This window comes from Variovorax sp. RA8 (genome assembly GCF_901827175.1).
GTDB lineage: Bacteria > Pseudomonadota > Gammaproteobacteria > Burkholderiales > Burkholderiaceae_C > Variovorax.
This window is the reverse complement of record NZ_LR594662.1, coordinates 6,037,290-6,051,143: the sequence shown is the minus strand read 5'-3', so window position 1 is coordinate 6,051,143 and position 13,854 is coordinate 6,037,290. Positions and strand designations below refer to the sequence as shown.

Sequence of the window (13,854 nt, the reverse complement as noted above, 5' to 3'; positions counted from 1 at the left end):
AGCCGGACTACACTGCGCTTCGTTCGTTCCCTGCGAATCAGTTCAACTTAGACGAATTCTCATAAGGAGACCCCCGATGAGCCAGACCAAGGTTTTCGCCAGCCAGGCCGACCTGGAAGAAAAGAAGATCACCTTCAGCCAGATCTCCGAGCACGCCTGGGCCTACACCGCCGAGGGCGACCCCAACACCGGCATCATCATCGGCGACGACGCCGTGCTGGTGGCCGACACGCAGGCCACGCCCGCCATGGCGGCCGACGTGGTCCGCCGCATCCGCGAGGTGACCGACAAGCCCATCAAGTACGTGGTGCTCACGCACTATCACGCGGTGCGCGTGCTTGGTGCGAGCGCCTACAAGCCGCAGGAAATCCTGGCCAGCCAGGACACCTACGACTTGATCGTGGAGCGCGGCGAGGCCGACAAGGCCAGCGAGATCGGGCGCTTCCCGCGCCTGTTCCAGAACGTCGAGACCGTGCCCCCGGGCATGACCTGGCCCACCATCACCTTCAGCGGCAAGATGACCGTGTGGCTGGGCAAGCTGGAAGTCCAGCTGATCCAGCTCGGCCGCGGCCACACCAAGGGCGACACCGTGGTCTGGCTGCCGGGCGAGAAGGCCCTGCTGTCGGGCGACCTGGTCGAGTTCGACGCCACGCCCTATGCCGGCGACGCCTATTTCCAGGACTGGCCCAAGACGCTGGACAACATCGCCGCGCTGGGCCCCAAGGCGCTGGTGCCCGGTCGCGGCGCCGCGCTCACCACGCCCGAAGAGGTGGCCAAGGGCCTGGCCGGCACACGCAGCTTCATCGCCGATGTCTACGAGAGCGTGCAGGCCGGCGTGAAGGCCGGGCGCGACCTCAACGCCGTGTACCAGGAGACCTACGCGAAGCTGAAGCCGAAGTACAGCCAGTGGGTGATCTTCGACCACTGCATGCCCTTCGACGTGAGCCGCGCCTACGACGAAGCCTCGGGCCACCGCGATCCGCGCGTGTGGACGGCCGAGCGGGACGTCGAGATGTGGAAGGCCCTGGAAGGCTGAGGTATCTCTACGGAGACAAGACCGTGGACGCAACCGCTCCCGTCGATTACCAGTCGCTGCGCTTCGACTACCGCCGCCATTCCGACCAGGACGCCGCCACGCCCGCGCGCCATCCGGTGGTGGTGGTCGGCGCCGGCCCTGTGGGCCTCGCGCTCGCCATCGACCTCGCCCAGCAGCAGGTGCCGGTCGTCCTGCTGGACAACGACTGCACCCTCTCGACCGGCTCGCGCGCCATCTGCTTCGCCAAGCGCACGCTCGAAATCTTCGATCGCCTGGGCTGCGGCGAGCGCATGGTGGCCAAGGGCGTGTCGTGGAATGTCGGCAAGGTCTTCTTCAGGGATGAGCAGGTCTACCGCTTCGACCTGCTGCCCGAGACCGGCCATGAGCGGCCCGCCTTCATCAACCTCCAGCAGTACTACGTCGAGGGCTACCTCGCGGAGCGGGCCGCCGAGCTGCCGCTGGTGGACCTGCGCTGGAACAACAAGGTGGTGGGCATCGACAACGGCGCCGACGGCGTGCTGCTGCAGGTCGAGACGCCAGAGGGCAGCTACCGGCTCGCCGCCGACTACGTCGCGGCCTGCGACGGCTCGCGCTCCAACCTGCGCCAGCTGCTGGGCCAGGAGGCGAAGGGCCGCGTGTTCCGCGACCGCTTCCTGATCGCCGACATCAGCATGGACGCCGACCTGCCGACGGAGCGCCGCTTCTGGTTCGACCCGCCCTTCCATCCCAACCAGAGCGTGCTGCTGCACAAGCAGGCCGACGGCATGTGGCGCGTCGACTTCCAGCTTGGCTGGGACGCCGACCCGGTGGAGGAGCGCAAGCACGAGCGCATCATCCCGCGGGTGCGTGCGCTGCTCGACAGCATCGGCTTCGAGCGTGTCCAGTTCAGCATCGGCTGGGCCAGCGTCTACACCTTCGCCTGCCAGCGCATGGAGCGCTTCCGCCACGGCCGCGTGCTGTTCGCCGGCGACTCGGCGCACGGCGTCTCGCCCTTCGGCGCGCGCGGCGCCAACTCCGGCGTGCAGGATGCCGACAACCTCGCCTGGAAGCTCGCTGCCGTCGTGAAGCGCGAGGCCTCCGACCCGCTGCTCGACAGCTACGGCAGCGAGCGCGAGTACGCCGCCGACGAGAACATCCGCAACTCCACCCGCGCCACCGACTTCATCACGCCCAAGAGCGAAGTCAGCCGCCTGTTCCGCGATGCGGTGCTCGAGCTGTCGAAGACCCAGCCCTTCGCCCGCGCCCTGGTCAACAGCGGCCGGCTCTCGGTCCCGACGACCCTGCACGGCTCGCCGCTCAACACGCCCGACGTGGATACCTTCGAAGGCACGATGGTGCCCGGCGCGCCGGCTGCCGACGCGCCCATCGTGCGTGCCGACGGCAGCGCCGGCTGGCTGCTGCGCGCGCTACCCGGCTGCTTCACCGCACTGGTCTTCGGCGAAGGCGAGGCGGCGGAGCGCAGCCTTGCGGCCATCGCCGAGGCCGACCGGCCGTTGCACGTCGTGCGCGTGGCCGCTTGCGGGGAGGGCGAGCTCGCCGCGCAGCGCTACGACGCGCGGCCGGGCACTGTCTACCTGCTGCGGCCCGACCAGCATGTCTGCGCCCGCTGGCGCGCGCCCGGCGCGCAGGCGTTGCGCGAGGCCTGCGACCGGGCCCTGGCCAAGGGCACGAGGAGCCCCGCATGAAGAAGGACGAGCTGATCACCGCCCCGAACCTGGACGCCCCCGACGACTTCTACGAGGCCCTGCTGGCGGCGCACGAAGGCCTGAGCACCGAGGAAAGCCACGCCTTCAATGCGCGCCTGGTACTGGTGCTGGCCAACCACATCGGCTCGCTGGCCGTGCTGAAGCGCGCGCTCGCGGCGGCGACGCAACCCCCCCGGGGCGACACACCCCGCACTTGATGAGGACACCATGAGCAACGAATCCGCCGCCGAGCGCCGCTACCAAGGCGGCTTCGGCAACGAGTACGCGAGCGAGGCCGTCGCCGGCGCCTTGCCGCAGGGCCGCAACAGCCCGCAGCGCGCGCCCTTCGACCTGTACCCCGAGCTGATCTCGGGCACCGCCTTCACCGCGCCGCGCCACGAGAACCGGCGCAGCTGGCTGTATCGTCGCCAGCCCTCGGTGGTTTCGGGCCGCTACGAGGCCTATGCGCAGCCCACCTGGCAGACCGGCCCCGACCGCGGCATCGCGCTGGCGCCCGAGCCCATGCGCTGGCACCCGCTGCCCTTCACGGGCGCCGAGGCCGACTTCGTCGACGGCATGCACACCGTGGCTGCCAATGGCGACGCCGAGGCGCAGTGCGGCGTGGCGGCGCATGTCTATCTTGCGAGCAAGTCGATGCAGCGCCGCGCCTTCGTCAATGCCGACGGCGAGCTGCTGGTCGTGCCGCAGCAGGGCCGGTTGGTGATCACCACCGAGATGGGCGTGCTCGACCTCAAGCCCGGTGAGATCGCGCTGCTGCCGCGCGGCGTGGTGTTCAAGGTCGCGCTGCCCGATTCGGAAGCTGGCGCGGGCCCCTCGCGCGGCTACGTCTGCGAGAACTACGGCGCGCAGTTCCGCCTGCCGGAGCTGGGGCCGATCGGTTCCAACGGCCTGGCGAACGCGCGCGACTTCCAGGCTCCCGTGGCGGCCTTCGAGAGCGAGGCCGGGGCCTACGAGCTCGTCAAGAAATCCGCCGGCCGCCTGTGGCGCGCGCCGATGGCGCACTCGCCCTTCAACGTGGTCGCCTGGCACGGCAACCTTGCGCCGGTGAAGTACGACACGGCCCACTTCATGACCATCGGCTCGATCAGCTTCGATCATCCGGACCCGTCGATCTTCACCGTGCTGACCTCGCCCTCGGACACGCCCGGCACCGCCAACTGCGACTTCGTGATCTTCCCGCCGCGCTGGCTGGTGGCGGAAGACACCTTCCGCCCGCCCTGGTACCACCGCAACCTGATGAGCGAGTTCATGGGCCTGGTCTACGGCGAGTACGACGCCAAGCCGGGCGGCTTCAAGCCCGGCGGCGCCAGCCTGCACAACGCGATGGTGCCGCACGGACCTGACGAGGAGGCCTTCGAGAAAGCCAGCGGCGCCGACCTCCAGCCGCAGAAGCTGGACAACACCCTCGCCTTCATGTTCGAGAGCCGCTACCGCTTCATCCCCACCGCCTGGGCCCTCCAGAGCCCGGCGCTCGACAACGACTACGCCGACTGCTGGGCCGGCCTGCAGGACCGATTCAAGCCATGACCACACTGAACGCCACCCACGACCCCCAGCTGCGCAGCTGGGTCGCATCCGCCAACCAGGCTGCTTGCGATTTTCCGATCCAGAACCTGCCCTACGGCCGCTTCCGGCCCGCCGGCAGCGGCGAGGCCTTCCGCATCGGCGTCGCCATCGGCGACCAGGTGCTCGACCTGAAGGCCACCGGGCTCATCCACACCGACGACATGAACGTGCTGATGGCCAAGAGCCCGGCCGACCGCCAAACCTTGCGCGCCGCCATTTCCGCCGGGCTGGCCGAAGGCAGCGCGCAGGCCGGCGAGTGGGCCAGGGCCCTGCTGGCCCAGTCGGCCGTCGAGATGGCGGTGCCCTGCCGCATCGGCGACTACACCGACTTCTACACCGGCATCCACCACGCCCGCACCGTGGGCAGCCTGTTCCGCCCCGACGCGCCGCTCCTGCCCAACTACCAGTGGGTTCCCATCGGCTACCACGGCCGCGCCTCCTCGATCTGCGTGAGCGGCCAACGCTTCAAGCGCCCCCAGGGCCAGACCAAGGCGCCCGATGCCGCTGCCCCGACCTTCGGGCCCTCGAAACGTCTCGACTACGAGCTCGAGCTCGGCTTCCTGGTCGCCCAGGGGAACGCGCTGGGCGAACCCATCGCCATCGCGGATGCCGAGGCGCACCTCTTCGGCGTCACCTTGCTCAACGACTGGTCGGCACGCGACATACAGGCTTGGGAGTACCAGCCGCTGGGCCCATTCCTGTCCAAGAACTTCGCCACCACCTTGTCGCCCTGGATCGTCACCGTGGAGGCGCTCGCCCCCTTCCGCGCGCCCTTCGAGCGCCCGGCCGGCGATCCGCAGCCCCTGGCGTACCTGGATGCGCCCGCCAATCGCGCCGCGGGCGCGCTCGACATCGTGCTGGAAGCCTGGCTGCAGACCGCCGGCATGCGCGAAGCCGGCGAGGCGCCCGTGCGCCTCACGCGCGGCAACGCCCGCGAGGCCGCCTACTGGACGCCGGCGCAGCTGGTCACGCACCACACGGTGAATGGCTGCAACCTGCAGGCCGGCGACCTGCTGGGCTCGGGGACGCTCTCGGGAACGAAGCCCGACGAAGCCGGCTCGCTGCTGGAGCTCACACTCGGCGGCAAGCAACCCATCCAGCTCCCCAACGGTGAGCGTCGCAGCTTCCTCGAAGACGGTGACACCCTGACCCTGCGGGGCTGGTGCGAGCGCGACGGCGCGGTGCGCATCGGGCTGGGCGAGGTCAGCGCGACGGTCGAGCCGGCGGGCGCTTGAGCGCCCCAGCCCGCGGCTGCGGCCGGACGAGGCCCTCTCCTACGCGCATTCCCCCGTCGGCTGCCGATACTGGGGCGCGTTGAATTTGGGAAATCTTGCCGTGAATGTGCTGATCGTCGACGACAACAAGGCTGCGGCCGATCTGCTGCGCGAGCTGCTGACACTGCAGGATCACGAGGTGCATTGCAGCTACTGCGCGCAGGAAGCCATGGACGCTGCCGCCGCCACGGAGTTCGATGCGGCCCTGGTCGACCTGGTCCTGCCGGACTTCTCGGGCGCGGAGCTCGCGCGGCGCATGCGTGCCGACGCGGGGGACAAGGCCCTGCTGCTCGTGGCCATCTCCGGCTATGGCAAGGAGGACGCGGGCGATGCCGCCGCGCCGGGTCTGTTCGACCACCACCTGCAGAAGCCCATCGACTTCGACGTCCTGGACCGCATCCTCGTGCCTTCTGCCGCCCGGTAGGGCCGGGCGCTACGCGGCGGCGGAGGTCTGCCGGTTCCCGGCCTTGCCCGGAGAACGCTGCCCGGACCACTCCCTGATGCAACCCAGCAAGGCTTCCGGATCGGCCGGCTTGACGAAGTGGCGGTCGAAGCCCGCGCCGAGTGCAGTCTCTCGATCCTCGCTCTGTCCGTAGCCCGTCACCGCGATCAGCAGGGCGCCGGCCAGCTCGGGCATGGCGCGGATGCGGCGCGCGACCTCGTAGCCGTCGAGCAGCGGCAAGCCGATGTCCAGCACCACCACCACGGGGCTGTGCGCCATGGCCGCGCTGAGCGCCTCCTGCCCGTCGTGGGCGGTGCGGACCGCATGGCCTTCCAGTTCGAGCATCGTGGCGATGACGGTCGCCGCGTCGTGGTTGTCGTCGACGACCAGGATGCGCAGGGACTCACTGCGGGACGCCACCGCGGCCTGCAGCAGCGGCACCGCCTCGGCAGGCAGCACCGCCCCGACACGCGGCAGCCGCAGCCTGAACTCGGAGCCGCGGTCCCGGCCTTCGCTGTATGCCTCCAGCCGGCCGCCATGCATCTCCGTCAGCCGCCGCGCCAGCGTGAGGCCCACGCCCAGTCCGCCCTGCGCGCGGTCGAGGCCGCGCTCGCCCTGCGCGAAAAGATCGAAGATGCGCGGCAGCAGCTCGGCATCGATGCCGATGCCCTGGTCGCGCACGGAGAGGACGACGTCTTCCTCCTCCAGCCAGGAGACCAGCTCGATGCGCGTGCCCTCGGGGCTGTACTTGGCGGCGTTGTGCAGCAGGTTGGCGATCACCTGCGTGAGCCGGGCCATGTCGCCGAGCAGCCACGCCGGCTGCTGCGGCACCACCACCCGCAAGGCCTGGCGGCGGCCGTCGACGAAGGGCTGCACCGTCTCCACGCTCTGGGCGACCACGGTGTTCAGGTCCAGGGTCTCGTGCTTCAGCACGATCTTTCCCTGGCTGATCCGCGCCACGTCCAGCAGCTCCTCGATCAGGCGGGTCAGCTGCTTGAGCTGCCGCTCGGCGATGTCCAGGGCCCAGGCCACCTTGGGAAGCGGCGCCGCGACGCGCCGGATCACCTGCACCGCGGTGTGGATGGGCGCCAGCGGGTTGCGCAGCTCGTGCGACATCATCGCGAGGAACTCGTCCTTGCGCTGGTTGGTGCGCTGGAGCTCCTCCTGCGCGGCCTGCCGCTCGAGCATCTCGCGCTGCAGCACGAGGTAGAGGCGCGCATTCTCGAAAGCCGTCGCCGCCCGCGCGGCCAGCTCCTCGAGCAGGCCGGCCTCGGCGGCGCCGCGCTCGCCCGCGTCGCTGCGGGCAATCAGCACCACGCCCAGCACGCGCTCGCCGAAGGCCAGCGGCACCGCCTGCGCAGAGCGCAGCGGCGGGAAGGGGGCGCCGCCCCCCATGGCCAAACCGAAGGCAGCGGGCGTGAGCGCCGCCAGCGCCGCCTCGTCGAGGCGGACGGCCTGCCGCTCCCGCACCGCGCCGCCCAGCGCAGCCCGCAGGCGCTCGTCCAGGCGCGCCTCGGGGCCGGTCGACAATTGCAGCTGCGCGCCCGGGGCCTGGGCCGCGGCCACCATCTCGCCGGCGCCGAAGTCGGGGTCGGCCAGCAGTACCAGGGCCAGCGGCGCCAGCTCGGGCACCAGCAGCTCGGCGAGCTCTTTCATCGCGACCCCGACCTGCAGCGAGCCGCTGAGCACCCGGCTCGCATGGGCCAGGAAGGCCGAGCGCCGGTCGTTCTCCTCGGCGACGCGGCGCGCCGCCTGCGCCGCCATGACCGCGCCACGCGCGTCGGCCTGGCGCCGGACCTGGCGCCGCATCTGGTGGAGCGCGACGAAGACCGAGACCTTGCTGCGCAGGATCTCCGGCACCACCGGCGACAGGATGTAGTCCACCGCGCCCAGCGAATAGCCGCGCGCGGTCTGCATCTCGTCGGCGTAGGAGGTGATGAAGATGATCGGCGTGTGTGCGCAGCGGCGGTGCTGGCGGATCAGCGTCGCGGTCTCGAAGCCGTCGATGCCGGGCATGTTGACGTCCAGCAGGATCACCGCGAACTCGCGCTGCAGGATCTCGCGCAGCGCGTCGGCGCCCGAGCGCACCAGCACCAGGTTCTGGCCCAGCTCCTCGAGCACGGTGCGGAACACCAGCAGCTTCTCGGGCAGGTCGTCCACCACGAGGATGTCGGCCTTCTCCTGGCCGGCCGCAGGATCGAGGTCGGGGTCAGCATCCTCCGGCGGCGTGACGGGTTCGTTTATTTGCACAGCCATCCCCGAAGGACCATCAGCAGGTAGGCCGTGTCGACCGGCTTCGACAGGTAGTCCCAGGCGCCGGCCTCGATGCACTTCTCGCGGTCGCCCTTCATGGCCTTGGCCGTCAGCGCCACCAGCGGCAACTGCTTGCCGCGCGGCAGCTTGCGCAGCTCGCGCATGGTCTGCATGCCGTCCATCTCCGGCATCATGATGTCCATCAGCACGATGTCGATGGAGGCGTCCTGCTTCACCAGGCGGATCGCGTCGCGGCCGTTCTCGGCCGACACGACGGCCATGCCCTGGGCGTCCAGCACGGCCGCCAGCGCGAAGATGTTGCGCATGTCGTCGTCGACGATCAGCACCTTCCGGCCCGCCAGCGAGCCGGAGGCCTGGTGCGTCGCCTCCACCGCGCGCCGCTCGCGCTCCGACATCCGGGCCATGCCGCGATGCAGGCTGAAGGCGGTAGCGTCGATCAGCGCTTCCAGGGAGTCGGCGACCCGCATCACGGCGCCGCCGGGACCGCGCTCCCAGCCGGGCACCGGGTCGCCGGGAGCGGGGCTGTAGAGGAGCACCGGCAGCTGCCGCAGGGCCGCAGGGCGGCCCTCGACGAACTCGGCCACGTCCCGGCGGCCGAGGCCGTCCAGGCTGCCATCGGTCGCGAGCGCGTCGATGTCGTACAGCGCCAGCGCGCGGCGGGCCGCATCGGCGCTTTCCGCGATCACGATCTCGATGTCGCCGTGGGGCAGGGCAGCGACATAGCTGTCGCGCAGGGCGGCCGGCTGCATCGCGACCAGCAGCTTGCGGCTTGCGGCCTCGACGAAGCGGTTCAACTGCGCCAGTGCCGCGTCCACCTCGTCGATCGACTGCAGCGGCTTGGCCAGGAAGCCGACGGCGCCGGACTCCATCGCGCGCTCGCGCGAGTCGTCGGTCGAGACCACGCAGATCGGGATGTGCCGCGTCGCCAGGTCCGCCTTCAGGCGCTCCAGGATGCGCCAGCCCTCCATGTCGGGCAGGTAGATGTCCAGTGTGATGAGCATCGGCCGGTGGTCGCGCGCCAGCGCCAGGGCGCCCGCGCCGCTGGCGCTCACCAGGCCCTTGTAGCCGGCGCGGCGCGCCGCCTGCAGCAGCATCCTGGCGAAGCCGAGGTCGTTCTCCACGACCAGGAGCACCTTCTCGCCCGGCAGGATGTTGTCGCGATCGTCTTCGGCGATGTTGAGCGAGGACAGCAACTCGGCCGTGGCCTCGGGCTCGACATGCGGCGCGGGCGCGGGCTCGGCGGCGGGCAGCGCGAGGCGCGCCGGCTTGCGCACCTCGCTGCGGGCCTCGGCAACCCGGTCCGGCCCGGACGCCGCCGGGCGGCCCAGGCGGGCGCCGCGCGGCAAGCTGTAGCTTTGCGGCAGGTACAGCGTGAAGGTGCTGCCCTGCGCGGGCGCGCTCACCAGCCGGATCTCGCCGCCCAGCAGCCGTGCCAGCTCGCGGCTGATCGCCAGGCCCAGCCCGGTGCCGCCGTACTTGCGGGAGGTCGAGCCGTCCGCCTGCTGGAAGGCCTCGAACACGATCTGCTGCTTGTCCGCGGAAATCCCGATGCCGGTATCGGCCACCGAGAAGGCCATGACCCGGCCGGCGCGGTTGAGGCTCTCGTTGTCGGCGGACCAGCCGCTGTCGACTGCGGACACCGTCATGGCCACCGAGCCCTGGTGCGTGAACTTGAAGGCGTTGGACAGCAGGTTCTTGATGATCTGCTGCAGCCGCTTGACGTCCGTCACGATGGTCTCGGGCAGCGGCCCCGCGGAACGGATGTCGAAGTCCACGTGCTTGGCCTCGGCGACGTGGCGGAAGCTGCGCTCCACCGAGCGCTGCAGGTCGTCCAGCCTGAGTTCGCTGAGCTCCACCGCCACCGTGCCCGATTCGATCTTCGACAGGTCCAGGATGTCGTTGATCAGCATCAGCAGGTCGTTGCCCGAGAGGTGGATGGTCTTGGCGAACTCCACCTGCCGGGCCGTCAGGTTGCCCTCGCTGTTCTTGCACAGCTGGTCCGACAGGATCAGCAGGCTGTTGAGCGGCGTGCGCAGCTCGTGCGACATGTTGGCCAGGAACTCGGACTTGTACTTGGAGGTGAGGGCGAGCTGCTCGGCTTTTTCCTCCAACGCCTGGCGGGCCTGCTCCACCTCCTGGTTCTTGCGCTCCACCTCCTGGTTCTGGTGGACCAGCAGCCGCGCCTTCTCCTGCAGCGCCTCGTTGGTCTGCTGCAGCTCCTGCTGGCGGCTCTGCAGCTCCTCGGCCAGCGACTGCGACTGCGTGAGCAGGTCCTCGGTGCGCATGTTGGCGGAGATGGTGTTGATCACGATGCCGATCGACTCGGTCAACTGGTCCAGGAAGGCCTGGTGCGAAGGATTGAAGCGCTCCAGCGATGCCAGCTCCAGCACGCCGCGCACCTCGCCCTCGAAGATCACCGGCAGCACGATCACGTCCATGGCCGCGCCTTCGGACAGGCCGGTCGCGATGCGGAAGGCCGTGCTCGGCACGTTGGTCAGCAGGATCTTGGTCTTCTCGACGGCGCACTGGCCGACCAGGCCCTGGCCCAGGTCGATTTCCTTGCCATGCACCGCCTGGCCGCCCGAGGCGTAGCTGGCGAAGAGCTTCAGCCGCGGCGTGGCCGTGTTGGTGGTCAGCATGTAGAACTCCGCCTGCTGCGCGCCCACCACGGGCGCCAGCTCGGAGAGGATCAGCTGCCCCACCGTCAGCAGGTCCTTCTGCCCCTGCAGCATGCGGCTGAACTTGGCCAGGTTGGTCTTGAGCCAGTCCTGCTCGGTGTTCTTCTGCGTGGTGTCCTTCAGGTTGCGGATCATCTCGTTGATCGTGTCCTTCAGGGCCGCGACCTCGCCGCGCGCTTCCACCGTGATGGAGCGCGTCAGGTCGCCCTGCGTCACGGCGGTCGCCACCTCGGCGATGGCGCGCACCTGGGTCGTCAGGTTGGCGGCCAGCTGGTTCACGTTCTCGGTCAGGCCTTTCCAGGTGCCGGCGGCGCCGGGCACCTTGGCCTGGCCGCCCAGCTTGCCCTCGACGCCCACCTCGCGCGCCACCGTCGTCACCTGGTCGGCGAAGGTGGCCAGCGTGTCGGTCATGCTGTTGATGGTCTCGGCCAGGGCCGCGATCTCGCCCTTGGCTTCCACCATCAGCTTCTGCTGCAGGTCGCCATTGGCCACGGCCGTCACCACCTTGGCGATGCCGCGCACCTGCCCGGTCAGGTTGCCGGCCATGAAGTTGACGTTGTCCGTGAGGTCCTTCCAGGTGCCGGAGACGTCGCGCACCTGGGCCTGCCCGCCCAGCCGGCCTTCGGTGCCGACCTCGCGCGCCACCCGCGTCACCTCGGCGGCGAAGGAGGAAAGCTGGTCCACCATGGTGTTGATGGTGGCCTTGAGCTCCAGGATCTCGCCCTTCACGTCCACCGTGATCTTCTTGGAGAGATCGCCCGCGGCCACCGCCTTGGTCACGTCGGCGATGTTGCGCACCTGCGAGGTGAGGTTCGAGGCCATCAGGTTCACCGAGTCGGTGAGGTCCTTCCAGGTCCCGGCCACGCCCTGCACATCGGCCTGGCCGCCCAGCTTGCCTTCGGTGCCCACCTCGCGGGCCACGCGCGTCACCTCGGCGGCGAAGGAATTGAGCTGGTCCACCATGGTGTTGACGGTGTTCTTCAGCTCCAGGATCTCGCCCTTCACGGCCACCGTGATCTTCTTGGAGAGATCGCCCTTGGCCACGGCGGTGGTCACGTCGGCAATGTTGCGCACCTGGTCGGTCAGGTTGCCGGCCATCGAGTTCACCGAGTCGGTGAGGTCCTTCCAGGTCCCGGCCACGCCCTGCACGTCGGCCTGGCCGCCCAGCTTGCCTTCGGTGCCGACCTCGCGCGCCACCCGCGTCACTTCGGCTGCGAAGGAGGAGAGCTGGTCCACCATGGTGTTGATGGTGTTCTTCAGCTCGGAGATCTCGCCCTTCACGTCCACCGTGATCTTCTTGGAGAGGTCGCCCGCCGCCACCGCGGTCGTCACCTCCGCGATGTTGCGCACCTGGCTGGTCAGGTTGCCGGCCATGAAGTTGACCGACTCGGTGAGGTCCTTCCAGGTGCCGGCCACGCCCTGCACGTCGGCCTGGCCGCCCAGCTTGCCTTCGGTGCCCACCTCGCGGGCCACGCGTGTCACCTCGGCGGCGAAGGAATTGAGCTGGTCCACCATGGTGTTGATGGTGTTCTTCAGCTCGGAGATCTCGCCCTTCACGTCCACCGTGATCTTCTTGGAGAGATCGCCCGCGGCCACCGCCTTGGTCACGTCGGCGATGTTGCGCACCTGGCTGGTCAGGTTGCCGGCCATGAAGTTGACCGACTCGGTGAGGTCCTTCCAGGTGCCGGCGACACCCTGCACGTCGGCCTGCCCGCCCAGCTTGCCTTCGGTGCCCACCTCGCGGGCCACCCGCGTCACTTCGGCGGCGAAGGAATTGAGCTGGTCCACCATGGTGTTGACGGTGTTCTTCAGCTCGAGGATTTCCCCCTTCACGTCCACCGTGATCTTCTTGGAGAGGTCCCCTGCGGCCACCGCCTTGGTCACGTCGGCGATGTTGCGCACCTGCGAGGTCAGGTTGCCGGCCATCGAGTTCACCGAATCGGTCAGGTCCTTCCAGGTGCCCGAGACGCCCTCGACCCGCGCCTGGCCGCCCAGCGAACCCTCGGTGCCCACCTCGCGGGCGACCCGGGTCACCTCCGAGGCGAAGGAGCGAAGCTGGTCGACCATGGTGTTGATCGTGTTGCGCAGCGTCAGGAACTCGCCCTTCACGTCCACGTCGATCTTCTTGGACAGGTCGCCCTTGGCCACGGCGGTGGTCACGTCGGCGATGTTGCGCACCTGGTCGGTCAGGTTGCCGGCCATCGAGTTGACGGAGTCCGTCAGGTCCTTCCAGGTGCCGGCCACGCCCTTGACCTTGGCCTGGCCGCCCAGCTTGCCTTCGGTGCCGACCTCGCGCGCCACCCGCGTCACCTCGGCGGAGAAGTTGCCGAGCTGCTCCACCATCTTGTTGATGGTCTTGGCGGTGCGCAGGAACTCGCCCTCCAGCGGCCGGCCGTCCACCTCCAGCGCCATGCTCTTGGACAGGTCGCCCTGGGCCACGGCGCCGATCACGCGCGCGACCTCGGTGGTCGGATGCACCAGGTCGTCGATCAGCGCGTTGACGCACTCGATCGACTCGCCCCAGAAGCCCCGCGTCTCGAACAGCGCCGCGCGCTGCTTGAGCTGGCCCTGCTTGCCGACCACCTGGCGCAGCCGGACCAGTTCGGCCGCCAGCATCGCGTTCTGCTCGACCACGTCGTTGAAGACATCGGCCACCTTGCCGGACAGGCCTGTCCAGTGCTGGGGGAGGCGGATCTCGGCGTCGCCCTTGCGAAAGCGGGTCAGCGCGTCGAGCAGGATGGCCATTTCCTCGAGCGACCCGGTCGCGAGGGGTTGGTCCAGGACGTTCATCAATTTCCTCCGGCCTTGAGCAGCGGCAAACTCGATTGGTGCGGGGCAGTGTATCGACCGCCGTCCTGAACCCGCGTCAGACAGATCG

At 69.5% G+C, this 13,854-nt stretch carries 8 protein-coding genes; 6 read left to right on the top strand and 2 right to left on the bottom strand.

Annotated elements, in window-relative coordinates; all coding sequences use genetic code 11:
• Window positions 1–76 precede the first annotated feature (76 nt).
• The 6 genes from E5P3_RS28780 to E5P3_RS28755 all read left to right on the top strand — a co-directional run bounded on the left by E5P3_RS28780 (window position 77) and on the right by E5P3_RS28755 (window position 6,006).
• Window positions 77–1,036 (top strand): MBL fold metallo-hydrolase, encoded by a 960-nt coding sequence (locus E5P3_RS28780; protein ID WP_162589073.1) that lies wholly within the window; start codon window positions 77–79, stop codon window positions 1,034–1,036.
• A gap of 23 nt (window positions 1,037–1,059) precedes the next feature.
• Window positions 1,060–2,721, top strand: coding sequence for an FAD-dependent oxidoreductase (locus tag E5P3_RS28775; RefSeq protein ID WP_162589072.1), 1,662 nt, complete (start codon window positions 1,060–1,062; stop codon window positions 2,719–2,721).
• Window positions 2,718–2,939, top strand: coding sequence for a DUF2783 domain-containing protein (locus E5P3_RS28770; RefSeq protein ID WP_162589071.1), 222 nt, complete (start codon window positions 2,718–2,720; stop codon window positions 2,937–2,939). Before E5P3_RS28775 ends, E5P3_RS28770 begins: the two co-directional genes overlap by 4 nt.
• Before the next feature lie 10 nt (window positions 2,940–2,949).
• Entirely contained in the window at window positions 2,950–4,269 is a 1,320-nt protein-coding gene (gene hmgA, locus E5P3_RS28765; RefSeq protein ID WP_162589070.1) for a homogentisate 1,2-dioxygenase, read from the top strand.
• Window positions 4,266–5,543: a fumarylacetoacetase gene (gene fahA / locus E5P3_RS28760; protein WP_162589069.1), complete on the top strand. Its 1,278-nt coding sequence runs from the start codon at window positions 4,266–4,268 to the stop codon at window positions 5,541–5,543. The genes hmgA and fahA overlap by 4 nt, the downstream gene beginning before the upstream one ends.
• 100 nt (window positions 5,544–5,643) lie before the next feature.
• Window positions 5,644–6,006: a response regulator gene (locus E5P3_RS28755; RefSeq protein WP_162589068.1), complete on the top strand. Its 363-nt coding sequence runs from the start codon at window positions 5,644–5,646 to the stop codon at window positions 6,004–6,006.
• Between the two features lie 9 nt (window positions 6,007–6,015).
• Here E5P3_RS28755 and E5P3_RS28750 read toward each other — a convergent pair whose 3' ends face one another.
• Window positions 6,016–8,280, bottom strand: a complete 2,265-nt coding sequence (locus E5P3_RS28750; protein WP_162589067.1) for a response regulator — start codon at window positions 8,278–8,280, stop codon at window positions 6,016–6,018.
• The gene (locus tag E5P3_RS28745; protein WP_162589066.1) at window positions 8,265–13,766 is read right to left on the bottom strand and encodes a HAMP domain-containing protein; all 5,502 of its coding nucleotides are present in this window, start codon (window positions 13,764–13,766) and stop codon (window positions 8,265–8,267) included. Before E5P3_RS28745 ends, E5P3_RS28750 begins: the two co-directional genes overlap by 16 nt.
• Between the last annotated feature and the right edge of the window lie 88 nt (window positions 13,767–13,854).

What these genes read in the sequence shown, in the direction of transcription:
- E5P3_RS28750 (WP_162589067.1), bottom strand. Translation starts at nt 8,280, where the DNA reads ATGGCTGTGCAAATAAACGAACCCGTCACGCCGCCGGAGGATGCTGAC.
- E5P3_RS28745 (WP_162589066.1), bottom strand. Translation starts at nt 13,766, where the DNA reads ATGAACGTCCTGGACCAACCCCTCGCGACCGGGTCGCTCGAGGAAATG.
- hmgA (WP_162589070.1), top strand. Translation starts at nt 2,950, where the DNA reads ATGAGCAACGAATCCGCCGCCGAGCGCCGCTACCAAGGCGGCTTCGGC.
- fahA (WP_162589069.1), top strand. Translation starts at nt 4,266, where the DNA reads ATGACCACACTGAACGCCACCCACGACCCCCAGCTGCGCAGCTGGGTC.
- E5P3_RS28780 (WP_162589073.1), top strand. Translation starts at nt 77, where the DNA reads ATGAGCCAGACCAAGGTTTTCGCCAGCCAGGCCGACCTGGAAGAAAAG.
- E5P3_RS28770 (WP_162589071.1), top strand. Translation starts at nt 2,718, where the DNA reads ATGAAGAAGGACGAGCTGATCACCGCCCCGAACCTGGACGCCCCCGAC.